Raw genomic sequence first — 24,306 nt, forward strand, 5'->3', positions numbered from 1 at the left:
CGCGCATTCTTGATCAAGGAGTGAGCAAGTGGACGACGACACACATGTGGATCGCAACGTGCTGAGTGCGTTGCGGGAAGTGATGGAAGAGGGTTATCCGGATCTGCTGGATATCTTTCTTGCGGACTCCGAAGAGCGCCTGAAAGTCTTGAGAGCGGCTGACAGTGCCACCCTGCTCGTTGAAACCGCCCATAGTTTCAAGGGCAGCAGCAGTAACATGGGGGCCCTGCGGCTGACCGAGCTCTGCCACCAGCTCGAGCAACAGGCCACCAGTTTGCCAAGCGCGGCCGTTCTGGAACTGGTCGGCAAAATCGATCGCGAGTTCGCCGGTATCCGCCCTCTGTACGAAGCTGAGCGACAGCGTTGCCCGGCGAAAATCTGAGCAAGCGCTGCTTTTGGTCTCTATCGAGTGAAACTGGCTCGACCTTTGCAGTTATCTAACCCAACTGTACTTACGAGCCCTGTGCAGCGGAGACCGTTTCATGCCCGTTACCCCCAATATTCTGCTTCAGGCCGCCAGGCAGGCCAAGACTCAGGCTGCCTGCGCCAATCCCCCGGCAGTGGCCGCAGACCCCGGGGACAAGGCCGTAAGCTTCGCCCATGTCTACGCCAATCAGGCCCAAAACAAGCCCAATGCGTTGGCCGATGCTTCGTTCAAACCTGATCGTGACAAGACTTCCGGTGTCGGCGCGAAGAAGGACGCTGGCGACGACAAGTCTGCCGCGGGGGAACCAGTGGTTGCCGATGGCGGCAAATCCTTGCCTGCCGACCAATCGGTGCGGGCTGACGACAAGACCGCCGACGAAGAGGCGTCAGAGGCCGAGCCGGCTCAGGTCGTCGATGCCGCGTCGGTCGATCCGGCGCTTGATCCCGCATTGCCGCAAGCCATACAGCCAGTGGTGTCTGCGCCAGAAGCGCCTGACGTAGCCGATGCGGTGCAGCCAACGGTTGAAGCGCCGGTTGCTGCGGCGATCGCGGCTGCAAGCGTTTCGGCGCCGACCAGCGCTGACGGTGATTTCGATCCCGAGGCCGATCCACTCGACGCCCTGCCGGCGTTACGCCTGGCGATGGAGCAGAGCGGTCACGTGTCGGCTTCCAGTCAAGCGCAACCAAAGGCGGCACCAACACAAGCTGAGGGTGAGCTGACGTCGGCGCAAAACTTTGCCGCCGGCATGGCGACCATGCTGGATGTTCAGGCCGACAAGGACAGTACCGGCAATGGTGACGACAAGGCTTTCAGCGGCTTGATCGATGACGGTCTGAAGGATCTCAAGGCTGCCGGCAGCGACACCCGTGTCGATGATTTCGCCAACCGTCTGGCCGCGCTGACCCAGGCGGCCACACCGAAGACCGCCAATGCCTTGCCGGTGAACCAGCCAATCGCCATGCACCAGAGCGGCTGGACCGAAGAGGTGGTGAACCGGGTCATGTACCTGTCCAGCGCCAACCTCAAGGCCGCGGACATCCAGTTGCAGCCTGCTGAGCTGGGGCGTCTGGACATTCGGGTGAACATGGTTCCCGATCAGCAGACCCAGGTCACGTTCATGAGTGCGCATCCGGGCGTCCGTGAGGCGCTGGACAGCCAGGTCCATCGCTTGCGCGACATGTTTGCGCAGCAGGGCATGGGGCAGGTCGATGTCAACGTTTCTGACCAGTCCCGTGGTTCGCAACAAGGGCAGGAACAAGCCCGGCAAAGCCAGACCGGACGGGCCAGTGCCAACGGCGGCCGCCTCGACTCCATGGATGACGACCTGACGCCGGGCGTCGCTGAAGTTGCTGCCAGTACCGCCAGTGTGATCGGCTCCAGCGCGGTCGATTACTACGCCTGACGGCCGAAACAGAAACCCTGTGGGAGCGGGCTTGCTCGCGAAGAGGTCATCAGCTTCAACAACAATGTTGACTGATACACCGCCTTCGCGAGCAAGCCCGCTCCCACAGTGATTTGTGGTGTTCTCCGTGCTGCATACTCGCCTACCCATCCCTCCAACCGTTCTGGCATAACACTTGCTCTTGCCTTGCCGTGCGACTGTGAAACCCCGAATAGTGACGGATTATTGGCATGGCGAAGAGCGACGCAGCAGTAAAAGACCCCGCAACCAAAGGCAAACTCAAGCTGATCATCCTGATCGTGGTGGCCCTGCTGCTGGCGATCGGTGTGTCCGTGGGCGCGACCTGGTACTTCATGCACAGCGCTCAGAACAAGCCTGCCGCCGCCGTGGTGGACGCCGCTCCCGTCGGCAAGCAGCCAGCGATTTTCGAGCCGATGGCACCGGCTTTCGTGGCCAACTTCAACCAGAACGGCCGCCAGCGCTACATGCAGGTGAGCATCACCATGCTCGCGCGCAACCCGGCGGATCTGGAGGCGCTCAAGGTCCACATGCCGGTGATCCGCAACAACCTGGTCATGCTGTTCTCCGGCCAGGACTTTGCGACCCTCGCGTCGCCGGTCGGTCAGGAAATGCTGCGGCAGAAGGCCACCGCCAGCGTCCAGGAAGTGGCGCAGAAAGAGCTCGGCAAAGTGGTGATCGAACAGTTGCTTTTCACTAATTTCGTACTGCAGTAGGAACACGACATGGCCGTGCAGGACCTGCTGTCCCAGGATGAGATCGACGCGCTGCTGCATGGCGTCGACGATGGTCTGGTACAGACCGAAAACGCTGCCGAACCCGGCGCCGTCAAAAGCTACGACCTGACCAGCCAGGATCGCATCGTCCGTGGACGCATGCCGACCCTGGAAATGATCAACGAGCGTTTCGCCCGTTATACCCGCATCAGCATGTTCAACATGCTGCGTCGTTCGGCAGACGTAGCGGTCGGCGGCGTGCAGGTGATGAAGTTCGGCGAATACGTGCACTCGCTGTACGTGCCGACCAGTCTCAACCTGGTCAAGATCAAACCCCTGCGCGGCACCGCGCTGTTCATCCTCGACGCCAAGCTGGTATTCAAGCTGGTGGACAACTTCTTCGGTGGCGACGGCCGGCATGCCAAGATCGAAGGGCGTGAATTCACCCCGACCGAACTGCGTGTGGTGCGCATGGTGCTGGAGCAGGCGTTCGTCGATCTGAAGGAAGCCTGGCAAGCGATCATGGAAGTCAACTTCGAGTACATCAACTCCGAAGTGAACCCGGCCATGGCCAACATCGTCGGCCCGAGTGAAGCCATTGTGGTGTCGACCTTCCACATCGAACTCGATGGCGGTGGCGGCGACCTGCACGTGACCATGCCGTACTCGATGATCGAGCCGGTGCGCGAGATGCTCGACGCCGGCTTCCAGTCGGACCTCGACGATCAGGACGAGCGCTGGGTCAACGCCCTGCGCCAGGACGTGCTGGACGTCGACGTGCCGATCGGTGCGACGGTAGCCCGTCGTCAACTGCGCCTGCGCGACATCCTGCACATGCAGCCGGGGGATGTGATCCCGGTCGACATGCCGGAAGAAATGATCATGCGCGCCAACGGCGTGCCGGCCTTCAAGGTCAAGATGGGTTCGCACAAGGGCAACCTGGCGTTGCAAGTGATCGAGCCGATCGAGCGCCGTTGACCGGCGCTCTTACCCATTCGCGACTAACCGAATTCTGAACTTTTGCTCGCCGAGGACACTGACATTATGAACACGCAAGACGACCAGGCCCTGGCCGATGAGTGGGCCGCGGCCCTGGAAGAAACCGGTGATGCCGGGCAGGCCGACATCGACGCATTGCTTGCCGCCGATTCCGCCAATTCCGCGTCCAACCGCCTGCCAATGGAAGAGTTCGGCAGCGTGCCGAAAAACAACGATCCGGTGAGCCTCGAAGGCCCGAACCTGGACGTGATCCTCGATATCCCGGTGTCGATTTCCATGGAGGTGGGCAGCACCGACATCAACATCCGTAACCTGCTGCAACTGAACCAGGGCTCGGTGATCGAGCTGGATCGCCTGGCCGGCGAGCCGCTGGACGTGCTGGTCAACGGCACGCTCATCGCCCATGGCGAAGTGGTGGTGGTCAACGAGAAGTTCGGCATCCGCCTGACGGACGTGATCAGCCCAAGCGAACGCATCAAGAAGCTGCGCTGAGTGAAAAAGTTTCTCGGGGTTGTGCTGGGGAGCGCGCTGGCCATGCCGTTCAGCGTGCTGGCGGCCGAGCCGGTCGCTACGGCGACCACGGCTGCTGCGCCAGCGGTGAGCAGTGGTGTGGCAGGGCAGCTGACGCAGTTGGTGTTCGGCTTGCTGCTGGTGCTGGGGTTGATCTTCTTCCTCGCCTGGCTGCTGCGTCGGGTCCAGCAGGCCGGTCCGGCCGGCAAGGGGCAGGTGATCGAGATTGTCGGCTCCCGCGCGCTGGGGCCGCGCGACCGCCTGATGCTGGTGCAGGTCGGCAGCGAGCAGATTCTGCTTGGCCTGAGCCCAGGCAGCATCACTGCGCTGCACGTCCTCAAGGAGCCGGTGCAGGTGCCGGGCACCGAGAAGCCGACGCCGGAGTTTGCGCAGCGCCTGCTGGAGATGCTGGGTAAAGATCAGAAGGATAAGAAGTAATGGGTGCGCTACGCATCGTCTTGACGCTGACCCTGATGCTGGCCGCACCGCTGGCATTCGCCGCCGATCCGCTGTCGATCCCGGCCATCACCCTGGGCACCAATGCGCAGGGTGCGCAGGAATACTCGGTCAGCCTGCAAATCCTGTTGATCATGACCGCGCTGAGTTTTATCCCGGCGTTTGTCATGCTGATGACCAGCTTCACCCGGATCATCATTGTCTTCTCGATCCTGCGCCAGGCCCTGGGTCTGCAGCAGACGCCGTCGAACCAGATCCTCACCGGCATGGCACTGTTCCTGACCCTGTTCATCATGGCGCCGGTGTTCGACCGGGTGAACCAGGACGCCTTGCAACCCTATCTGGCGGAAAAACTGACGGCTCAGGATGCGGTCGCCAAGGCGCAGGTGCCGATCAAGAATTTCATGCTCGCCCAGACCCGCACCAGCGATCTGGAGTTGTTCATGCGCCTGTCCAAGCGCACTGACATCGCGACACCGGATCAGGCGCCGTTGACCATCCTGGTGCCGGCCTTTGTGACCTCCGAGCTGAAAACGGCGTTCCAGATCGGCTTCATGATCTTCATTCCGTTCCTGATCATCGACCTGGTCGTGGCCAGTGTGCTCATGGCCATGGGTATGATGATGCTCTCGCCGCTGATCATTTCCCTGCCGTTCAAGATCATGTTGTTCGTGCTGGTGGATGGCTGGGCGCTGATCATCGGCACCCTGGCCAGCAGCTTTGGTGGTGTGTCGCCATGACGCCGGAAGTTGCGGTCGACATCTTTCGTGAAGCGCTGTGGCTGACCACGTTGATGGTGGCCGTGTTGGTGATTCCAAGTTTGCTGGTGGGGCTGTTGGTGGCCATGTTCCAGGCGGCCACCCAGATCAACGAACAGACCCTCAGTTTCCTGCCGCGTCTGTTGGTGATGCTGGTGACGCTGATCGTTGCCGGGCCGTGGCTGGTGCAGACCTTCATGGAATACATCCAGCAGTTGTACGGCAGTATTCCGCAGGTCATCGGTTAAGCCATGTCATCGCTGCTGCAGTTGACGGATACCCAGATCAGCACTTGGGTAGCGACGTTCATGTTGCCGCTGTTCCGCATCGGAGCCTTGCTGATGGTCATGCCGGTGTTCGGCACCGCCCTGGTACCCAAGCGCATCCGACTGTATTTCGCCCTTGCCATCACCGTGGTCATCGCCCCGAACCTGCCACCCATGCCGCCAGTGAGCGCGCTGGATTTGAGCGGGCTGCTGCTGATTGCCGAGCAGATCCTTGTCGGCGCGATACTGGGCTTCTCCCTGCAGCTGTTTTTCCAGGCTTTCGTGGTGGCGGGGCAGATTGTCGCGATCCAGATGGGCATGGGCTTTGCCTCGATGGTCGACCCTGCCAACGGTGTGTCGGTGGCGGTGATCGGGCAGTTCTTCACCATGCTGGTGACACTGATGTTCCTGGCCATGAACGGCCATCTGGTGGTGTTCGAGGTGCTCACCGAAAGCTTCACTACGCTGCCCGTCGGCAGCGGCTTGATGGTCAATCATTTCTGGGAGCTGGCCGGCAAACTCGGCTGGGTGCTCGGCGCGGCGCTGTTGCTGGTGCTGCCGGCGATCACCGCGCTGCTGGTGGTGAACATCGCGTTTGGCGTGATGACCCGCGCCGCACCGCAGCTGAACATCTTCTCCATCGGCTTCCCGCTGACCCTGGTGCTCGGGCTGTTTATCGTCTGGGTCGGGCTGGCGGACATCGTTAATCAGTATCAACCGCTGGCCACGGAGGCCCTGCAGTTTTTACGCGAACTGGCAAAGGCGCGCTGAGTCATGGCTGAGAGCGAAAGCGGTCAGGACAAAACAGAAGACCCCACGGAGAAAAAGAAAAAGGACGCCCGTGAAAAGGGTGAGATTGCCCGCTCCAAGGAACTCAACACCCTGGCGATCATGCTCGCCGGTGCCGGTGCGCTGTTGGTCTTCGGTGGGGCGCTTGCCCAGGAGATGATGGACCTGATGCGCCTGAACTTTTCCCTGTCGCGCGACGTGGTGCTGGATCAGCGCGCGATGGGAACCTATCTGCTGCACTCGGGAAAGATTGCCTTGCTGGCGATTCAGCCGGTGATGATCACCTTGCTCCTGGCGGCGTTGATCGGGCCGATCTCCCTTGGAGGTTGGCTGTTCTCCGCCGGCACCATGGCGCCGAAGTTCAGCCGCATGAACCCTGGTGCCGGCCTCAAGCGTATGTTCTCGGGCAAGGCTGTGGCCGAACTGCTCAAGGCGCTGGCGAAGTTCATCATCGTGCTGTTCGTGGCCCTTGTGGTGTTGTCGGCGGATATCGACGACCTGTTACGCATCGCCCATGAGCCTCTGGACCGGGCGATCGTTCACAGCCTGCAAGTGGTTGGCTGGAGCACGCTGTGGATGGCCTGCGGGCTGGTCATTATCGCCGCCGTGGATGTGCCGATACAGCTGTGGGAAAGCATCAAGAAACTGAAGATGACCAAGCAGGAAGTGCGCGACGAGCACAAGGATCAGGAGGGGCGGCCGGAGGTCAAGCAGCGGATTCGACAGCTGCAGCGTGAGATGTCCCAGCGGCGGATGATGGCCGCCATTCCCGAGGCTGACGTGGTCATCACCAACCCGACGCACTACGCCGTGGCGCTCAAGTACGACCCGGAGAAGGGCGGTGCGCCGGTGTTGCTGGCCAAGGGCTCCGACTTCCTGGCCCTGAAGATCCGCGAGATCGCCGCGGCCAACGAGATCCTGCTGCTGGAGTCACCGGCGCTGGCGCGCTCGATTTATTACTCCACCGAACTGGAGCAGGAAATCCCCGGCGGGCTCTATCTGGCGGTCGCGCAGGTACTGGCCTACGTCTATCAGATTCGACAGTACCGGGCGGGCAAGGGCAAACGACCTGATCCGCTCAAGGATGACCTGCCGATTCCGCCGGATTTGCGCCGCGATTCCTGAGTCTAGCGCTGTCGCTGATGGCCCCTTCGTCGGAACGCCGCCCGGAGCAAGCCCGCTCCCACAGGTTCGGCGAACTCCTGTGGGAGCGGGCTTGCTCGCGAAGAGGCCAGTCCAGGCAGTACATATCCCCCTGAAAAAACACTCTATTTCTCCCTTTGCAAAAGTTGGAAAGCTTCTTGCAGTAGCCGCCCTGCGCCTGCTTCAGGCGTCAAAAGTTTGCTTTAAAGGAACGGGGAAAACCGGTGGATCGCTCTCAGTTAATCAACAGTGCCCGCAGCAACATTGCCGACCTCAGTCGGGGCAATCTGGGCGTGCCGCTGTTGTTGCTGGTCATGCTGGCGATGATGATGTTGCCGGTGCCGCCGTTCCTGCTCGACGTGTTCTTCACCTTCAACATTGCCCTGTCCATCGTCGTGCTGCTGGTGTGCGTCTACGCCTTGCGCCCGCTGGATTTCGCGGTGTTTCCGACCATTTTGCTGGTGGCGACGCTGTTGCGCCTGGCATTGAACGTGGCCTCCACGCGGGTGGTGATGCTCCACGGCCAGGACGGTCACGCGGCCGCCGGCAAGGTGATCCAGGCGTTCGGCGAGGTGGTGATCGGCGGTAACTACGTGGTCGGTATCGTGGTCTTCGCGATCCTGATGATCATCAACTTCGTCGTGGTGACCAAGGGTGCGGGGCGGATTTCCGAGGTCAGCGCGCGGTTCACCCTCGATGCGATGCCCGGCAAGCAAATGGCGATCGACGCCGACCTCAACGCCGGCCTGATCGATCAGGCCCAGGCCAAGGCCCGCCGCTCGGAAGTCGCCCAGGAAGCCGAGTTCTACGGTTCCATGGACGGTGCCAGCAAATTCGTCCGTGGTGACGCCATTGCCGGCCTGTTGATCCTGTTCATCAACCTGATCGGCGGCATGGCGGTCGGTATCTTCCAGCACGGCATGACCTTCGGCGATGCCGGCAAGGTGTATGCGCTGTTGACCATCGGTGACGGTTTGGTGGCGCAATTGCCATCACTGTTGTTATCGACAGCAGCGGCGATCATGGTGACCCGTGCGTCCGGTTCGGAGGACATGGGCAAACAGATCAATCGCCAGATGTTCGCCTCGCCCAAGGCGCTGGCGGTGGCGGCAGGTTTGATGGCGGTCATGGGCCTGGTGCCTGGCATGCCGCACTTCTCGTTCCTGAGCATGGCGGCCCTGGCGGCCGGTGGCGCCTACCTGTTCTGGAAAAAGCAGAACGTCGCCAAGGTTCAGGCCCTGCAAGAGGTCAAGCGCCAGCAGGAGCTGCTGCCGTCGCCGGCCCGCGCCCAGGAAACCAAGGAGCTTGGCTGGGATGACGTGACGCCCATCGACATGATCGGCCTGGAAGTGGGCTATCGCCTGATTCCGCTGGTGGACCGCAACCAGGGCGGCCAGCTGCTGGCGCGGATCAAGGGCGTGCGCAAGAAGCTGTCCCAGGATCTGGGCTTCCTGATGCCGACCGTGCATATCCGCGACAACCTCGACCTGGCGCCAAGTGCCTATCGCCTGACCCTGATGGGGGTGATCCTGGCGGAAGCGGAGATTTACCCGGATCGCGAGCTGGCGATCAACCCGGGGCAGGTCTACGGCACGCTCAACGGCATTACCGCCAAAGATCCGGCTTTCGGCCTGGAGGCGGTCTGGATTGAAATCAGCCAGCGTGCCCAGGCGCAATCCCTCGGTTACACGGTGGTCGATGCCAGTACAGTAGTGGCTACCCACTTGAACCAGATACTCTACAAGCATTCCAGTGAACTGATCGGTCACGAAGAAGTGCAGCAACTCATGCAATTGCTGGCCAAAAGCTCGCCCAAACTGGCGGAAGAGCTGGTGCCGGGCGTGGTTTCGCTGTCGCAACTGCTCAAGGTGCTGCAAGCGCTGTTGGCCGAGCAAGTGCCGGTTCGCGATATCCGCAGCATTGCCGAGGCCATCGCCAACAATGCCGCCAAGAGTCAAGATACCGCCGCGCTGGTGGCTGCCGTGCGGGTTGGCGTCTCCCGCGCAATCGTCCAAAGCATTGTAGGCACTGAGTCGCAGCTGCCAGTTATCACGCTGGAGCCAAGGTTGGAACAGATATTGCTCAATAGTCTGCAAAAGGCAGGACAAGGCTCGGAAGAGGGCGTTCTGCTGGAGCCAAGCATGGCTGAGAAACTGCAACGCTCGCTGATCGACGCGGCGCAGCGCCAGGAGATGCAAGGTCAGCCGGTGATTCTGCTGGTGGCCGGTCCGGTTCGCGCGATGCTCTCGCGATTCGGCCGGCTCGCAGTCCCGGGTTTGCACGTGTTGGCTTACCAGGAAATCCCTGACAACAAGCAAGTGACCATCGTTGCGACAGTAGGGCCCAACGGCTGAGGTAGTGGTTTATGCAAGTTAAGCGTTTTTTCGCCGCCGATATGCGTCAGGCCATGAAGCTGGTTCGCGATGAGCTGGGCGCTGATGCAGCCATTATCGGCAACCGCCGGATTGCCGGGGGCGTCGAGCTGACGGCTGCGCTGGATTACAAGTTGTCGGCGCTGGCGCCGCGTGTTCCGAACATGGAGCTCGAAGACGAGCTGCGCAAGACTCAGTCGCGGATCGTCACCGCCCAGGCCGAATTGAGCCTGCGTGGCGATGGCGAGAGCGACAATGCGACCAACCGCCAGTTGTTCGCCGGCTTGCCGCTCACCGCAGCCGAGCCGCTGATCGAACCTACGTATGACCAACCTCGTCGCCCCGCACCGGCTGCTGTACCAGCGTCCGGTGGCGTGGACCCGCGTGCGTTTGACTCGATGCGCTTCGAGCTCAACAGCCTGCGCGAACTCATGGAAGTACAACTCGGGTCCCTGGCCTGGAACCAGCTGCAAGGCAGCCGTCCGGATCAGGCCAACCTCTGGCGTCGCCTGCAACGCATTGGCCTGTCCGGCCCGCTGTCGCGCGACCTGCTGGCACTGATAACCGAAATCCAGGAGCCTCGTCAGGCCTGGCGCATGTTGCTGGCGCACCTGGCGCGCATGATCGTTACCCCGGACGTCGAACCGCTGGAAGAGGGCGGAGTCATCGCCATGGTCGGCCCTGCCGGCATGGGCAAGACCACCACCCTGGCGAAGCTGGCTGCCCGTTACGTGCTCAAGTACGGCGCGCAGAACATTGCGCTGGTGAGCATGGACAGCTTCCGCATCGGTGCCCAGGAGCAACTCAAGACCCTGGGGCGCATTCTCAATGTGCCGGTGACCCACGTCGATCCGGGCCAGTCCCTGGTGCAGGCGCTCGATCCATTGCTGCGCAAGCGCGTGGTGCTGATCGATACCGCCGGCCTGCAGGCCAGTGACCCGGCCCTGCGCATGCAGCTCGAAAGCCTGGCCGGTCGTGGCATCCGCTCAAAAAATTATCTGGTCCTGGCAACCACCAGCCAGAAACAGGTTCTAACCGCCGCTTATCACAGTTACAAGCGTTGCGGGCTTGCCGGCTGCATCCTGACTAAACTGGATGAAACGGCAAGCCTGGGCGAGGTGTTGAGCCTGGCCATCAGTCATGAGTTGCCAGTGGCGTACCTGACCGATGGCCCGCGGATTCCGGATGATCTCCATCTGCCGCGCCGTCATCAGTTGGTCAGTCGCGCCGTCAGTGTGCAAATGCAGGAAGAACCCAGCGAAGAAGCCATGGCTGACATGTTCGCTGACATCTACCACAGTCCGACCAAGCAGGTTGGCTGAGGTATTTAATGAATAGTTTTTGTACCTACATCGATGGTCTGCCATGCATTGTTCCGTTTGTGAACGCGCAGCCAGTAATGTGGCCTCCGTCTATGCAAGACAAGGTAAAGAAATAACATGGGCAGCATGCATCCTGTACAGGTGATCGCGGTGACCGGCGGCAAAGGTGGCGTCGGGAAAACTAACGTGTCAGTGAACTTGTCCCTGGCTTTGGCTGAGCTTGGCCGGCGCGTCATGCTGCTGGACGCCGACCTGGGACTGGCGAACGTCGACGTTCTGCTGGGACTGACACCCAAACGTACCCTGGCCGACGTGATCGAGGGCCGCTGCGAACTGCGCGATGTACTGCTGCAGGGGCCAGGCGGCATCCGTATCGTTCCCGCCGCATCCGGCACTCAGAGCATGGTGCATCTGAGTCCTGCGCAACACGCCGGCCTTATCCAGGCCTTCAGTGATATCGGCGACAACCTCGACGTATTGGTGATCGACACCGCTGCCGGCATTGGTGAGTCGGTTGTCAGCTTCGTTCGCGCAGCCCAGGAAGTGCTGCTGGTGGTGTGCGACGAGCCGACCTCGATTACCGATGCCTACGCCTTGATCAAGTTGCTCAATCGCGACTACGGCATGAACCGCTTCCGCGTCCTGGCCAACATGGCCCAGAGCCCGCAGGAAGGGCGCAACCTGTTCGCCAAGTTGACCAAGGTCACGGATCGCTTCCTCGACGTCGCCCTACAATACGTCGGCGCGGTGCCCTACGACGAAAGCGTGCGCAAGGCTGTGCAGAAGCAGCGCGCCGTCTACGAGGCCTTCCCGCGTTCCAAGTGCTCGCTGGCGTTCAAGGCCATCGCGCAGAAGGTCGATACCTGGCCGCTGCCTGCCAACCCGCGCGGGCACCTGGAGTTTTTCGTCGAGCGTCTCGTGCAGCAAACAGCAGGACCTGTTCTATGACAGCCAGCGGTTACAACCTCTACAAAAAATCGGCTCGGGATGCGCAGTACGAGCTGATCGAGCGTTACGCGCCGCTGGTTAAACGCATTGCCTACCACTTGCTGGCGCGTTTGCCGGCCAGTGTCCAGGTCGAAGACCTGATCCAGGCCGGGATGATCGGCCTGCTTGAGGTATCGACCAAATATGACGCCAGCAAAGGCGCCAGTTTCGAGACGTACGCGGGCATTCGAATCCGCGGCGCCATGCTCGATGAAGTGCGCAAGGGGGACTGGGCGCCACGTTCGGTTCACCGCAATACGCGCATGGTCAGCGACGCCATTCGCTCGATTGAAGCGAAAACCGGCCGTGACGCTAAAGATCACGAAGTTGCGGCCGAACTCCAATTGAGTCTCGACGATTACTACGGAATTTTGAACGACACCCTGGGCAGCCGGTTATTCAGTTTCGACGATCTGTTGCAGGACGGCGAACACGAAGGGCTGCACGAGGATGGCGCGAGTGCTCATACCGAGCCGTCACGCGACCTGGAGGATGAACGCTTCCAGGCTGCGCTGGCGGATGCGATTGCCAATTTGCCGGAGCGTGAGCGACTGGTGTTGGCGCTGTACTACGACGAAGAGTTGAACCTCAAGGAAATCGGTGAGGTCCTGGGGGTCAGCGAATCGCGGGTCAGCCAGTTACACAGCCAGTGCGCAGCCCGTTTGCGGGGGCGTTTGGGGGAGTGGCGAGCGCGCTGAAGGCAGTGTGGGGACACTGCGAAAGAGGCGGGTGTGGTGTTGAACTGCGCCGGTCCCGATCTGTTGTGCTCCAGACAGTCATTGAGTGCTTTGCCGGATTGATTGAAATGGCGCGTCCAGGTGCTGGGCGCGTTTAAGACTGCTTGGAGGTCGAATTGGACAAGAACATGAAAATCCTCATCGTTGATGACTTCTCAACGATGCGGCGGATCATCAAGAACCTGCTGCGTGACCTTGGGTTCACCAACACCGTCGAGGCCGACGATGGCACTACCGCCATTCCGGTGCTCAACAGCGGAAGCATCGACTTTCTGGTAACGGACTGGAACATGCCGGGCATGACCGGCATCGATCTGCTGCGTCACGTGCGTGCCGATGAAAAGCTCAAGCACCTGCCGGTGCTGATGGTGACCGCTGAAGCCAAGCGTGAGCAGATCATCGAAGCGGCCCAGGCCGGCGTTAACGGCTATGTGGTCAAGCCCTTCACGGCCCAGGCGTTGAAAGAAAAAATCGAGAAGATTTTCGAACGCATCGGTTGATGACTGCGCCACGGGGGAGCTATGGGCAATAACGAAACTTCATTGGGCGACTTTGAATCGACCCTGAAAAAACACGCCGTCGAATTGGTCGCGAGCCTTGAAAAAGGCAAGTTCGGCGACGCGGTGCAATTGATCCATGAGCTCAACCAGACCCGTGACCGCGGCCTGTATCAGGAAGTGGGCAAGCTCACTCGCGAACTGCATAGCGCGATCGTCAATTTCCAGATTGACCCGCACATGCCGCAAGCCGAAGAAGTGTCGCAGATCACCGACGCCACCGAGCGCCTGGGCTATGTGGTCAAGCTGACCGAGGCCGCGGCCAACCGCACCATGGATCTGGTGGAAAATGCCACGCCGCTGGTCAACAGCCTGGCGGACGAAGCCCAGGCCTTGAGCACGGACTGGGGGCGCTTCATGCGTCGTGAAATCGGTGCCGAAGAGTTTCGTGAACTGGCCCGGCGGGTCGACGGCTTCCTGGCGCGCAGCGGCACGGACAATCGCGCGGTATCGGGCAACCTGAACGACATCCTGCTCGCCCAGGATTACCAGGACCTCACGGGGCAAGTGATCAAGCGTGTGACCCAACTGGTCACCGAAGTTGAAAGCAACCTGCTCAAGCTCGTGCTGATGGCCAGTCAGGTGGACCGCTTTGCGGGCATCGAGCATGACCGTGAAGCGATGCTTGCAGAAAAAGATCCACAAAAACATCTCTCTCAGGGTGAAGGTCCGCAGATTCATGCCGATAAAAGAGAAGACGTTGTGTCCGGTCAGGACGATGTGGACGATTTGCTATCCAGCCTGGGATTTTAGAATTTTAGGTATTTTGGGTTTTTAGACCTGTTAGGAGCACCCCCCTGATGAGCTTCGGCGCCGATGAAGAGATCCTTCAGGATTTCCTGGTTGAGGCCGGCGAGATTCTAGAGCAACTGTCCGAGCAACTGGTCGAGCTGGAAAGCCGTCCGGATGATGCGGATTTGCTCAATGCAATTTTTCGCGGTTTTCACACTGTAAAAGGGGGCGCCGGCTTCCTCCAGCTCAACGAACTGGTGGAGTGCTGCCACATCGCCGAGAACGTGTTCGACATCCTGCGCAAGGGTGAGCGTCGCGTCGACTCGGAACTGATGGACGTGGTTCTCGAAGCGCTGGACGCGGTGAACGGCATGTTCAGCGAAGTCCGCGAGCGCAGCCCGATCACGGCTGCGACACCTGAACTGCTGGCGGCGCTGGCCCGTCTGGCCGAGCCGCAATCGGCTGACGAAGGGGTTGCTGCACCTGTCGCCGCCGTGGTTGAAGCGCCGGTGGCTGAAGCCGATTCAGGCGATATTACCGATAACGAATTCGAGCAATTGCTGGACTCGCTCAATGCCGTCAAGGCACAGGCCGAGGCGCCGGCGGTTTCCCACGCACCTGTCAGAGAGGCACCTGCAAGCGAGACACCTGCAAGCGATGCGGCTGCCAGCGACGAAATCACCGATGCCGAGTTCGAGTCGTTGCTCGATCAGTTGCACGGTAAAGGCCAGTTTGCCGTCGATGCGATTACGCAGGCTCCGGCTGCGCCAGAAGCCCCGAAAGCGTCGGGCGACAGTTCCGATATCACGGACGACGAATTTGAAGCACTGCTCGACCAGTTGCATGGCAAGGGCAACTTTGCTGTCGAGGCACTGGAGTCGGCCATTGCTTCGGTGCCTGCACCTGCTGCCCCAAGCGCGGTGGCGGCTGGCAGCGATCTGATTTCCGATCACGAGTTCGAAGCGCTGCTCGACGAATTGCATGGCAAGGGCAAGTTCAGCGAAGTCGGCACCGCGACGGCGGCCAACGGTTCGAACGCTGCGGTTGCGGCACCGGCAGCCAAGGCTGTGGCGCCCAAACCTGTGGCCAAGGCCCCCGAGCCAAAAGCCCAAGCCCCGGCCGCCGCTGCACCGGCTGCTGCCCGCGCCCCGGCCGCGCCACCGGCGGAAAAACCGGCGAGCGAAGCCGAGACCACCGTGCGGGTCGATACCGCGCGACTGGACGAGATCATGAACATGGTCGGCGAACTGGTGCTGGTGCGTAACCGCCTGGTCCGTCTGGGTCTCAACAGTGGCGACGAAGCCATGTCCAAGGCCGTATCGAACCTCGACGTGGTCACCGCCGACCTGCAAACCGCGGTCATGAAGACCCGGATGCAACCGATCAAGAAAGTCTTCGGGCGCTTCCCGCGTCTGGTTCGTGACCTGGCTCGCCAGCTCAAGAAAGAGATCAACCTGGAGCTGGTCGGTGAAGAAACCGACCTCGACAAGAACCTCGTCGAGGCCCTGGCCGACCCGCTGGTCCACTTGGTGCGCAACGCCGTCGACCACGGCATCGAGTCGCCGCAAGAACGCGAAGCCTCGGGCAAGGCCCGTGGCGGCAAGGTGATCCTGGCGGCCGAGCAGGAAGGCGATCACATCCTGCTGTCGATCTCCGATGACGGTAAAGGCATGGACCCGAATGTCCTGCGTTCCATCGCGGTGAAACGCGGCGTGATGGACAAGGACGCGGCCGATCGACTGAGCGACACCGAGTGCTACAACCTGATCTTCGCCCCGGGTTTCTCGACCAAGACCGAGATCTCCGACGTGTCGGGTCGCGGCGTGGGCATGGACGTGGTGAAAACCAAGATTTCCCAGCTCAACGGTTCGATCAACATCTACTCGGCCAAGGGCCAGGGGTCGAAGATCGTCATCAAGGTGCCGCTGACCCTGGCGATCATGCCGACGCTGATGGTCATGCTCGGCAATCAGGCGTTTGCGTTCCCGCTGGTGAACGTCAACGAGATCTTCCACCTCGACCTGTCGACCACCAACGTCGTGGACGGCCAGGAAGTGGTGATCGTGCGGGACAAGGCGTTGCCATTGTTCTACCTCAAACGCTGGCTGGTCAGCTCCGCCGCTCACGAAGAGCAGCGCGAGGGCCATGTGGTGATCCTTTCGGTGGGCACACAGCGGATCGGCTTTGTCGTCGACCAACTGGTGGGCCAGGAAGAAGTGGTCATCAAGCCATTGGGCAAAATGCTCCAGGGAACGCCGGGCATGTCCGGCGCCACCATCACCGGTGACGGCCGCATCGCGCTGATTCTCGATGTTCCGAGCATGCTCAAGCGTTACGCCACCCGGCGTATTTGATTCTGGTGGAGCGGGGCGCCTGGCCTCGCTCCATCTAATGGAGTGTTTATGGCAGTCAAAGTCCTGGTGGTGGACGATTCGGGGTTTTTCCGCCGCCGCGTCTCGGAAATTCTTTCAGCGGATTCCAATATCCAGGTCGTCGGCACGGCGACCAACGGCAAAGAGGCGATCGATCAGGCGCTGGCCCTCAAGCCCGACGTGATCACCATGGACTACGAGATGCCGATGATGGACGGCATCACGGCCGTGCGGCACATCATGCAGCGCTGCCCGACCCCGGTCCTGATGTTCTCCTCACTGACCCATGAAGGCGCCCGGGTCACCCTCGATGCGCTGGATGCCGGTGCAGTGGACTTCCTGCCGAAGAATTTCGAAGACATTTCGCGCAACCCCGAGAAGGTCAAGCAACTGCTGTGCGAGAAGATTCTCAGCATCTCGCGCAGTAATCGTCGTGTCAGTCACTACAGTGCTCCGGCGCCTGTCGCTGCGCCAGCGCCGACGCCTGTGCCTTCCAGCGTGGGCAGTTTTGCCAGCAGCGCGCCCGCGCGTCCGGCGCCGGCACCGATCCCGGTGCGTACGCATGCACCCGCTACGGCGTCGCCCGCGCCAAAACGCAAAAACTACAAGCTGGTGGCCATCGGTACGTCCACCGGCGGCCCGGTGGCCCTGCAACGGGTGTTGACCCAATTGCCGGCCAACTTCCCGGCCCCGATCGTGCTGGTTCAACACATGCCGGCCGCTTTCACCAAGGCCTTCGCCGAGCGCCTGGACAAGCTCTGCCGCATCAGCGTCAAGGAAGCCGAGGATGGCGACATCCTGCGTCCGGGCCTGGCGCTGCTGGCGCCGGGTGGCAAGCAGATGATGATCGACGGTCGCGGCGCGGTGAAAATCCTCCCGGGTGACGAGCGCCTCAATTACAAGCCGTGCGTGGACATCACCTTCGGTTCGGCAGCCAAGTCCTACGGTGACAAAGTTCTGGCGGTGGTCCTGACCGGCATGGGCGCCGATGGCCGTGAAGGCGCACGCCTGCTCAAGCAGGGCGGCAGTTCGATCTGGGCGCAGGACGAAGCCAGTTGCGTGATCTACGGCATGCCGATGGCCATTGTAAAAGCTGAACTGGCCGACGCGGTGTACAGCCTCGACGACATTGGCAAGCACCTGGTCGAGGCGTGCATCTGATGGATGTTCTAAGCCTGATCGGCATCATCATGGCCTTTGTCGCCATCATCGGCGGCAATTACCTTGAAGGCGGTCATCTGGGCGCCCTGGCCAACGGTCCGGCAGCGTTGATCGTGCTCGGTGGCACCATTGGCGCGGCGCTGCTGCAATCACCGATGAGCGCCTTCAAGCGCGCCATGCAGATCCTCGCCTGGATCCTGTTCCCGCCTCGCGTCGACCTGGCCGGTGGCATCGATCGCGTGGTGAACTGGAGCCTGACTGCCCGCAAGGAAGGCCTGCTGGGTCTTGAAGGTATCGCCGACGCCGAGCCTGACAATTACGCCCGCAAAGGCCTGCAACTGCTGGTCGACGGCGCCGAACCGGAGGCGATCCGCAGCATTCTGGAAGTGGATTTCTACACCCAGGAAAGCCGCGATATCGAAGCGGCCAAGGTCTTCGAAAGCATGGGCGGTTACGCGCCGACCATCGGCATCATCGGTGCGGTGATGGGCCTGATTCACGTCATGGGCAACCTGGGTGATCCGTCGCAACTGGGTAACGGCATCGCCGTGGCCTTCGTCGCCACCATCTACGGCGTGGCCAGTGCCAACCTGGTGCTGCTGCCGATTGCCGCCAAACTCAAAGCCATCGCGCTGCGCCAATCGCGTTATCGCGAAATGTTGCTGGAAGGGCTGCTGTCGATCGCCGAAGGTGAAAACCCTCGTTCCATCGAGTTGAAGCTTCAGGGCTTCATGGATTGATGGGAGACATGGATCATGGCACGTCGTCGCCAACATGAAGAGCATGTAAACCATGAACGCTGGCTTGTTTCCTATGCCGACTTCATCACCTTGCTGTTCGCCTTTTTCGTGGTGATGTACTCCATCTCTTCGATCAACGAAGGCAAGTACAAGGTCATTTCCGAAGCCCTGATCGGCGTCTTCACCGATTCCGATCGTGCGCTCAAGCCGATCCCCATCGGTGACGAGCGGCCGAAGACCGTGACCCCGGCCAAGCCGCTGGTCAAGGACAGTGACCAGGTCGATGCCGGTGTCTCCGGCGCCAGCGATCCGCTCAAGAGCATCGCCGACGACATCAGCGCGGCGTTCGGTGACCTGATCAGCTCCAACCAGATGACGGTGCGCGGCAACGAGCTGTGGGTCGAGATCGAGCTCAATTCCAGCCTGTTGTTCGGCAGCGGCGATGCCATGCCCAGCGACATCGCGTTCAACATCATCGACAAGGTCGCAGCGATCCTGAAGCCCTTCGACAACCCGATTCATGTCGAAGGCTTCACCGACGATCAACCGATCCGTACCGCGCAGTACCCGACTAACTGGGAGCTGTCCTCGGCGCGCTCGGCCAGCATCGTGCGCATGCTGGCGATGCAAGGGGTGAATCCCGGTCGCCTGGCGTCGGTGGGCTACGGCGAGTTTCAGCCGGTGGCCAACAACGCTACCGCCGAAGGCCGCGCCCGCAACCGTCGCGTGGTGCTGGTGGTGTCGCGCAACCTCGATGTTCGCCGCAGCCTGACCGGCACCGGAACCGCCCATGCGCAACCGGATGCCGCATTGAAGCGTGCTGGCACACAAACTGCACCGACCCCGGTCAAGTCGCCGGTACGAGAGAACGCCGTCAATTCTCCGTCACCCGCATTAACACGTTGAGCTATTTCTCGGTCGATCCGTGCGACCGGGAGGAACAATCCGAATGAGAGTCTGGGCAGTCGCCAATCAAAAGGGTGGTGTCGGTAAAACCACTTCCTCCATCGCTTTAGCCGGGTTGCTGGCCGAGGCGGGCAAGCGCGTGGTCGTGGTCGATCTCGACCCCCACGGCTCCATGACCAGCTACTTCGGCTACGACCCCGACAGCCTGGAACACAGCAACTACGATCTGTTCCTGCACAAGGGCAACGTGCCACAAGGCCTGCCGGGTCAACTGTTGCTGTCGACCAGCGACGAACGCATTTCCCTGTTGCCGTCCAGCACCGCGCTGGCCACCCTCGAGCGCCAGTCTCCGGGGCAGAGTGGTTTGGGCCTGGTGATTGCCAAGAGCCTGGCGCAACTGTGGCAGGACTTCGATTACGCCGTGATCGACAGCCCGCCCTTGCTCGGCGTGCTGATGGTCAATGCCTTGGCGGCGAGCCAGCAACTGGTGATCCCGGTGCAGACCGAACACCTGGCGGTCAAGGGTCTGGAGCGCATGGTCAACACCCTGGCGATGATCAACCGCTCGCGCAAGCAGGCACTGCCTTTCACCATCGTGCCGACCCTGTTTGACCGTCGCACCCAGGCGTCCCTCGGAACCTTGCGCGTGCTGCGCGACAAATTCCCCGACGAAATCTGGCAAGGCTATATCCCGGTGGACACGCGCCTGCGCGATGCCAGTCGTGCCGGGCTGACGCCTTCGCAGTTCGACGGCAAGAGCCGTGGCGTTCTCGCTTACCGTGCGTTGCTCAAGCATCTGCTGGCAGCGCAACTTGTTGCGCAGGTGGCGTGACATGACCTCGATCCCTGTAGGAGCGAGCCTGCTCGCGATGGTCGTCAACGATGACGCGGGAAACCTGGCACCCCGTTGCGCTCTCAGGTTCATCGCGAGCAAGCTCGCTCCTACAGGTGCGTGCGGATGAACCGGCCATTGAAGACAACATCGCGCCCGCAACTGGCGTTGCAGTCGTATCTGGACAGCCTGCTGCAGGAAGTGACCGAAGAGTTGGCGCTGCCCCCGGAGGAAGTGGTCGAGGAGATCGCCGCCGAAGCGGTGCTGGACGAATTCCAGGCAGCGGTGCTCGAAGAGCAGGCCCGTGATGCCGCGGCGGCCGCGCCGGTGCCGGCATCCGTAGCGCCAGTGTTCAAGGCGCCGGTGATCGAAGCCCCGGCGCCGGTCATGGCGTCCGTTTCGACCATCGCTCCGCTGCTGCAAGTCTTGGTACCGCCACCTGTTGAAGCGCAACCAGTCGCTGTCGAAGTGCCGCAAACCCTGGTACCGCCCGTCGTCGAAGTGCATCTGCCACCAAGCAATACGCCGCCACCGGTGGACACCGAGGGTCGTCCGTCCTGGGCCGCCGAGCCTTTCGAATGCCTGTTGTTCGATGTCGCCGGCTTGACCCTGGCAGTGCCGCTGGTGTGCCTGGGGTCGATCTATTCCCTGGCCGGTCACGAGCTGACGCCGTTGTTCGGCCAGCCGGAGTGGTTCCTGGGCATCCTGCCGAGCCAGGCCGGCAACCTCAAGGTGCTCGATACCGCGTGTTGGGTCATGCCCGACCGTTACCGCGACGACTTCAAACAGGGCCTGCAATACGTGATTTCGGTCCAGGGTTATGAATGGGGCCTGGCGGTGCATCAGGTCAGCCGCTCATTGCGACTGGACCCGAATGAAATCAAATGGAGAAGCCACCGGGGTCAGCGGCCATGGCTGGCCGGCACGGTGATTGAGCACATGTGCGCCTTGCTCGACGTGGCCTCCCTGGCGGAGTTGATCGCCAGTGGCGGGGCAAAGCACATGTCCGGCAGCACGCCGAACCACAAACCGACAAACATTAAATAAACAACAGGCGACGTCACTCGATGGCGTTGCACGGAACACACACCGCCAGGGCGGTTTCTTGAGGGGTCAGGGTATGAATGACAAGGCAACGGCGGCAAAAGGTTCCGAAGATCCGATCCTGCAATGGGTCACCTTCAAGCTGGACAACGAGACCTACGGCATCAACGTGATGCGCGTCCAGGAAGTCCTGCGCTACACCGAAATCGCTCCGGTCCCGGGTGCCCCGAGCTACGTGCTGGGCATCATCAACCTGCGCGGTAACGTCGTCACCGTGATCGACACCCGTCAGCGCTTCGGCCTGATGAATGCCGAGATCAGCGACAACACCCGTATCGTCATCATCGAAGCCGACAAGCAGGTGGTCGGGATCATGGTCGACAGCGTGGCCGAAGTGGTTTACCTGCGTCAGTCGGAAATCGAAACCGCGCCGAACGTGGGTAACGAAGAGTCCGCCAAGTTCATTCAAGGCGTGTGCAACAAGAACAACGAATTGCTCATCCTGGTCGAGCTGGACAAGATGATGAGCGAAGAAGAATGGTCGGAACTGGAGAGTATCTGATTGATTCTCGAGGTTGCGGTCATTGTCCTGTTCCTGTTCTGGGCAGGCACGCTGGCGATGTTCCTGGGGTACATTCGCGCCCAGAAGCAGATCGCCGCGCAACAGGCCCAGAGCGATGCGCAGCGCGACCAGCGCATCAAGGACCTGGGCAAACGCGTTGACAACTACCAGAACGGCAACGTGCGCATGGGCGAAGACCTGCATGAACTGCGGGCGATCGTTGCGCCGTTGCCGGACAAACTGGCGCAGCTGGAACAGCGCGACCCGACCAGCCTGTCGTTTGCCCAGGCAGCGCGACTGGTCGGGATGGGCGCCAGCGTCGACGAACTCACCCAGTCCTGCGGCTTGACCCAGGCTGAGGCGGAGTTGATGAGCAAAGTGCACAAGAACTAGTTACCTGTAGGAGCGAGCCTGCTCGCGATGGACGTCAACGATAACGCGCGCATTCTGAATAAACGCGTCGCACTTGAGTCCATCGCGAGCAGGCTCGCTCCTACAAGGGTTCGGAGTCGTTCACAAAAACCGGGGCCACCTCTGCCCCCTGTGGGAGCGGGCTTGCCCGCGAAGGTGTCCTCGAAACTTCAATAATCATCCCCGCGTTCGGTGATCTCCTTCTCGACCATCGGCGCATCCGGGTCCTGTCCCGCTGGAAATTTCCCCTTCAAGCTCCATGCAAACGCAATGATCTCGGCAATCGTCAGATACAGCTCCTGCGCAATGCTGTCCCCCAGCTCCATGCGCGCCAGCAGTCGCACAAACTCGGCATTTTCGTAGATCGGCACTTCGCAGTTGCAGGCGATCCGTAGGATTTCCTCCGCCAGTTCTTCGTCGCCCTTGGCGGGGAAGGTAGGGACGGTTTGCCAGATAACTAATCGATTGATAGATAAAATACGTCACTTTGAGTGTTGCAGAATGATTCAAAAGTTTTCCTTTTCAGGGAATCCTAGTCCTACTTTAAGAAGTCCTGAATAGACCGTCGCGGCCAACTAAGTCCTACAGGATGAAGTATGAATATTCCTACATCTTAATCTGTGTTTTAACGACTTGTTTGTTTTGATGGCAATGGACTTGTCGTTTGTGCGTTGACAGGTGGAAACACAATTCTTTAAATTTTGTTGGCAAGGGGTGTTCAAAAGTAATCGATAAAGAAAAGGGTTGGATGAGTAGAATTTATATTCTGGACGCTGGTTATATGGGTGGCGGCAGAAGAATGGGCGCGGATACAAAACCTTTTGGTGGATGAAGTAATGAATTGGACAAGGAAGGGTGAAGCCTATTGCAGTATGCACGAGGATGGCAAAATAATATGGTCGTATGAAATAATTGAAATAACTTTGTGGGAAAGGTAGAGGGATGCTGCCTTCAAATAGAGGTCGACATTTTTTTATCGGCGCGCTCAGTGGGGTATTGGCGAACGTGCTATTGGGGTTGTCTTCAGTTTTTTGGAGGTATATTGGGTCGTTGAGTGCGTTGGCGTTGCTCAGCTATAGGGTTTACTTGTCTTTGCTGACGGTGTTTCTTGTCGTGTACGCTGGTCGGGAGCTAAGACCGCTTTTTGCTAAACTTAACATTAGGCTACTAATTTTACATGCCGTTGCAGCCATACTGATAGCGATCAACTGGGGGACGTTCATATGGGCATCTGTCCATGGTCGGGTACTTGAAAGCAGTCTCGGTTACCTGGTGGCGCCAATTTTAAGTATCGCGATGGGTATCGTTGTTTACAAAGAGCCAGTCACCGTGTTCAAAGCCGTGGCCGTGTTGATGATGCTGATCAGTGTGGTGAGTCTTTTCGTGTTGAGTAATGATCTTGATATAAGAGTTTATCTAGGTATCGGTCTGGCTTGGGGCTTTTATTCGTGCCTGAAAAAAATGACATCTTTGAATGTTTTTAGTGGCTTGTTGTTAGAGTCTCTTGTGCTTTCTTTTTTTTGTACTTTGTTTTTTATATTTTCAGATCTCGGCATGGCGATTCCTGATGATTTTGGTTTGTGGCGCACGCTTCTTGTTTTTAGTTGTGGTGTTGTATCTATTGTTCCGTTAGCGCTGTTTTCGTTTTCAGCTAAAAGGCTTTCTGTAATGTCTATGGGCTTGTCCCAGTTTGTATTGCCACTTACGCAGTTTTTTGTGGCGACGATAATTTACAAGCAAGCTGCTTCTCCAATAACTGTAATGGCTCTTTTAGTCGTAATCATTGGGCTGTTAGTAGTTGTGTTCGAACCAATTCTCAAAAAACTGTGTTTTTGTGGTGGTGGAGGGCAAGATGAAAAATAAATACAAAATCGTCGTAATTGGCCTGGGCGTTGTTGGAAGTACTTCGCTTTGGATCAGTAAGTTTGCCCGGCGTTTTTTATGTTTCTGCATGCTCCGGGCATGGCTTTAAATTCGAGACGGGTTTGGGAGATGTGCTTGCGAGAGCCGCTTTAGATGGTTTTCTTTCAGAGGAAGTGTCGATGTTTTACGCAGGCAGGTTTTCTGTTAGCAGTAAGTAATGGTAT

Annotated in this window: 26 protein-coding genes; 25 read left to right on the top strand and 1 reads right to left on the bottom strand. The window is 60.0% G+C overall.

What is annotated here, in order from left to right; genetic code table 11:
* Positions 1–82: 82 nt before the first annotated feature.
* The 24 genes from BSF40_RS01505 to BSF40_RS01620 all read left to right on the top strand — a co-directional run bounded on the left by BSF40_RS01505 (position 83) and on the right by BSF40_RS01620 (position 22,201).
* The gene (locus BSF40_RS01505; RefSeq protein ID WP_095964053.1) at positions 83–382 is read left to right on the top strand and encodes an Hpt domain-containing protein; all 300 of its coding nucleotides are present in this window, start codon (positions 83–85) and stop codon (positions 380–382) included.
* A 100-nt stretch (positions 383–482) separates the two neighbouring features.
* Positions 483–1,829: a flagellar hook-length control protein FliK gene (locus BSF40_RS01510; protein WP_095963852.1), complete on the top strand. Its 1,347-nt coding sequence runs from the start codon at positions 483–485 to the stop codon at positions 1,827–1,829.
* A 230-nt stretch (positions 1,830–2,059) separates the two neighbouring features.
* Positions 2,060–2,563, top strand: coding sequence for a flagellar basal body-associated protein FliL (fliL, locus tag BSF40_RS01515; RefSeq protein WP_095963853.1), 504 nt, complete (start codon positions 2,060–2,062; stop codon positions 2,561–2,563).
* A gap of 9 nt (positions 2,564–2,572) precedes the next feature.
* On the top strand, positions 2,573–3,541 hold the full coding sequence (fliM, locus tag BSF40_RS01520) for a flagellar motor switch protein FliM (protein ID WP_008052878.1): 969 nt from the start codon (positions 2,573–2,575) through the stop codon (positions 3,539–3,541).
* Positions 3,542–3,607: 66 nt separating this feature from the next.
* Positions 3,608–4,054: a flagellar motor switch protein FliN gene (gene fliN, locus BSF40_RS01525; RefSeq protein ID WP_095963854.1), complete on the top strand. Its 447-nt coding sequence runs from the start codon at positions 3,608–3,610 to the stop codon at positions 4,052–4,054.
* Positions 4,055–4,510: a flagellar biosynthetic protein FliO gene (fliO, locus tag BSF40_RS01530; protein WP_095963855.1), complete on the top strand. Its 456-nt coding sequence runs from the start codon at positions 4,055–4,057 to the stop codon at positions 4,508–4,510.
* Entirely contained in the window at positions 4,510–5,268 is a 759-nt protein-coding gene (gene fliP / locus BSF40_RS01535; RefSeq protein ID WP_008052881.1) for a flagellar type III secretion system pore protein FliP, read from the top strand. Before fliO ends, fliP begins: the two co-directional genes overlap by 1 nt.
* Positions 5,265–5,534 carry a flagellar biosynthesis protein FliQ gene (gene fliQ, locus BSF40_RS01540; protein ID WP_007975354.1) on the top strand — a complete coding sequence of 90 codons (270 nt, stop codon included), beginning with the start codon at positions 5,265–5,267 and terminating at the stop codon, positions 5,532–5,534. Before fliP ends, fliQ begins: the two co-directional genes overlap by 4 nt.
* Before the next feature lie 3 nt (positions 5,535–5,537).
* Positions 5,538–6,323, top strand: a complete 786-nt coding sequence (fliR, locus tag BSF40_RS01545) for a flagellar biosynthetic protein FliR (RefSeq protein ID WP_095963856.1) — start codon at positions 5,538–5,540, stop codon at positions 6,321–6,323.
* Between the two features lie 3 nt (positions 6,324–6,326).
* Positions 6,327–7,466 carry a flagellar biosynthesis protein FlhB gene (gene flhB / locus BSF40_RS01550; RefSeq protein WP_095963857.1) on the top strand — a complete coding sequence of 380 codons (1,140 nt, stop codon included), beginning with the start codon at positions 6,327–6,329 and terminating at the stop codon, positions 7,464–7,466.
* Positions 7,467–7,708: 242 nt separating this feature from the next.
* On the top strand, positions 7,709–9,838 hold the full coding sequence (gene flhA, locus BSF40_RS01555; protein ID WP_015096235.1) for a flagellar biosynthesis protein FlhA: 2,130 nt from the start codon (positions 7,709–7,711) through the stop codon (positions 9,836–9,838).
* An 11-nt stretch (positions 9,839–9,849) separates the two neighbouring features.
* Complete coding sequence (flhF, locus tag BSF40_RS01560; RefSeq protein ID WP_095963858.1) at positions 9,850–11,178, top strand: flagellar biosynthesis protein FlhF; 1,329 nt, start codon at positions 9,850–9,852, stop codon at positions 11,176–11,178.
* A 117-nt stretch (positions 11,179–11,295) separates the two neighbouring features.
* Positions 11,296–12,126 (top strand): flagellar synthesis regulator FleN, encoded by an 831-nt coding sequence (fleN, locus tag BSF40_RS01565; protein ID WP_007975361.1) that lies wholly within the window; start codon positions 11,296–11,298, stop codon positions 12,124–12,126.
* Positions 12,123–12,863: an RNA polymerase sigma factor FliA gene (gene fliA, locus BSF40_RS01570; protein ID WP_007975362.1), complete on the top strand. Its 741-nt coding sequence runs from the start codon at positions 12,123–12,125 to the stop codon at positions 12,861–12,863. The genes fleN and fliA overlap by 4 nt, the downstream gene beginning before the upstream one ends.
* 167 nt (positions 12,864–13,030) lie before the next feature.
* Complete coding sequence (locus tag BSF40_RS01575) at positions 13,031–13,402, top strand: chemotaxis response regulator CheY (protein WP_003183998.1); 372 nt, start codon at positions 13,031–13,033, stop codon at positions 13,400–13,402.
* A gap of 21 nt (positions 13,403–13,423) precedes the next feature.
* The gene (locus BSF40_RS01580; protein WP_095963859.1) at positions 13,424–14,212 is read left to right on the top strand and encodes a protein phosphatase CheZ; all 789 of its coding nucleotides are present in this window, start codon (positions 13,424–13,426) and stop codon (positions 14,210–14,212) included.
* Between the two features lie 47 nt (positions 14,213–14,259).
* Positions 14,260–16,545: a chemotaxis protein CheA gene (locus BSF40_RS01585; protein WP_095963860.1), complete on the top strand. Its 2,286-nt coding sequence runs from the start codon at positions 14,260–14,262 to the stop codon at positions 16,543–16,545.
* Between the two features lie 48 nt (positions 16,546–16,593).
* Positions 16,594–17,724 carry a chemotaxis response regulator protein-glutamate methylesterase gene (locus BSF40_RS01590; protein ID WP_095963861.1) on the top strand — a complete coding sequence of 377 codons (1,131 nt, stop codon included), beginning with the start codon at positions 16,594–16,596 and terminating at the stop codon, positions 17,722–17,724.
* Entirely contained in the window at positions 17,724–18,464 is a 741-nt protein-coding gene (locus tag BSF40_RS01595) for a flagellar motor protein (protein ID WP_007980738.1), read from the top strand. Before BSF40_RS01590 ends, BSF40_RS01595 begins: the two co-directional genes overlap by 1 nt.
* A 15-nt stretch (positions 18,465–18,479) precedes the next feature.
* Positions 18,480–19,370 (top strand): flagellar motor protein MotD, encoded by an 891-nt coding sequence (motD, locus tag BSF40_RS01600; RefSeq protein ID WP_007980739.1) that lies wholly within the window; start codon positions 18,480–18,482, stop codon positions 19,368–19,370.
* 43 nt (positions 19,371–19,413) lie between these two features.
* Entirely contained in the window at positions 19,414–20,202 is a 789-nt protein-coding gene (locus tag BSF40_RS01605) for a ParA family protein (protein ID WP_007980740.1), read from the top strand.
* A 126-nt stretch (positions 20,203–20,328) separates the two neighbouring features.
* Positions 20,329–21,249: a CheW domain-containing protein gene (locus BSF40_RS01610; RefSeq protein ID WP_095964054.1), complete on the top strand. Its 921-nt coding sequence runs from the start codon at positions 20,329–20,331 to the stop codon at positions 21,247–21,249.
* 73 nt (positions 21,250–21,322) lie between these two features.
* Positions 21,323–21,808 carry a chemotaxis protein CheW gene (locus BSF40_RS01615; RefSeq protein WP_007980742.1) on the top strand — a complete coding sequence of 162 codons (486 nt, stop codon included), beginning with the start codon at positions 21,323–21,325 and terminating at the stop codon, positions 21,806–21,808.
* A complete protein-coding gene (locus BSF40_RS01620; protein ID WP_095963862.1) occupies positions 21,809–22,201 on the top strand; it encodes a DUF2802 domain-containing protein in 393 nt (130 codons plus the stop codon).
* 188 nt (positions 22,202–22,389) lie between these two features.
* On the opposite strand, the gene BSF40_RS01630 is transcribed toward BSF40_RS01620, so the two are convergent.
* Positions 22,390–22,698, bottom strand: a complete 309-nt coding sequence (locus tag BSF40_RS01630) for an EscU/YscU/HrcU family type III secretion system export apparatus switch protein (protein ID WP_095963863.1) — start codon at positions 22,696–22,698, stop codon at positions 22,390–22,392.
* Positions 22,699–23,161: 463 nt separating this feature from the next.
* Here BSF40_RS01630 and BSF40_RS01635 point away from each other — a divergent pair, with 463 nt between their 5' ends.
* Complete coding sequence (locus tag BSF40_RS01635) at positions 23,162–24,082, top strand: EamA family transporter (protein ID WP_095963864.1); 921 nt, start codon at positions 23,162–23,164, stop codon at positions 24,080–24,082.
* Positions 24,083–24,306: the final 224 nt, after the last annotated feature.

The organism is Pseudomonas sp. ACN5, from assembly GCF_002303975.1.
GTDB lineage: Bacteria > Pseudomonadota > Gammaproteobacteria > Pseudomonadales > Pseudomonadaceae > Aquipseudomonas > Aquipseudomonas laurylsulfatiphila.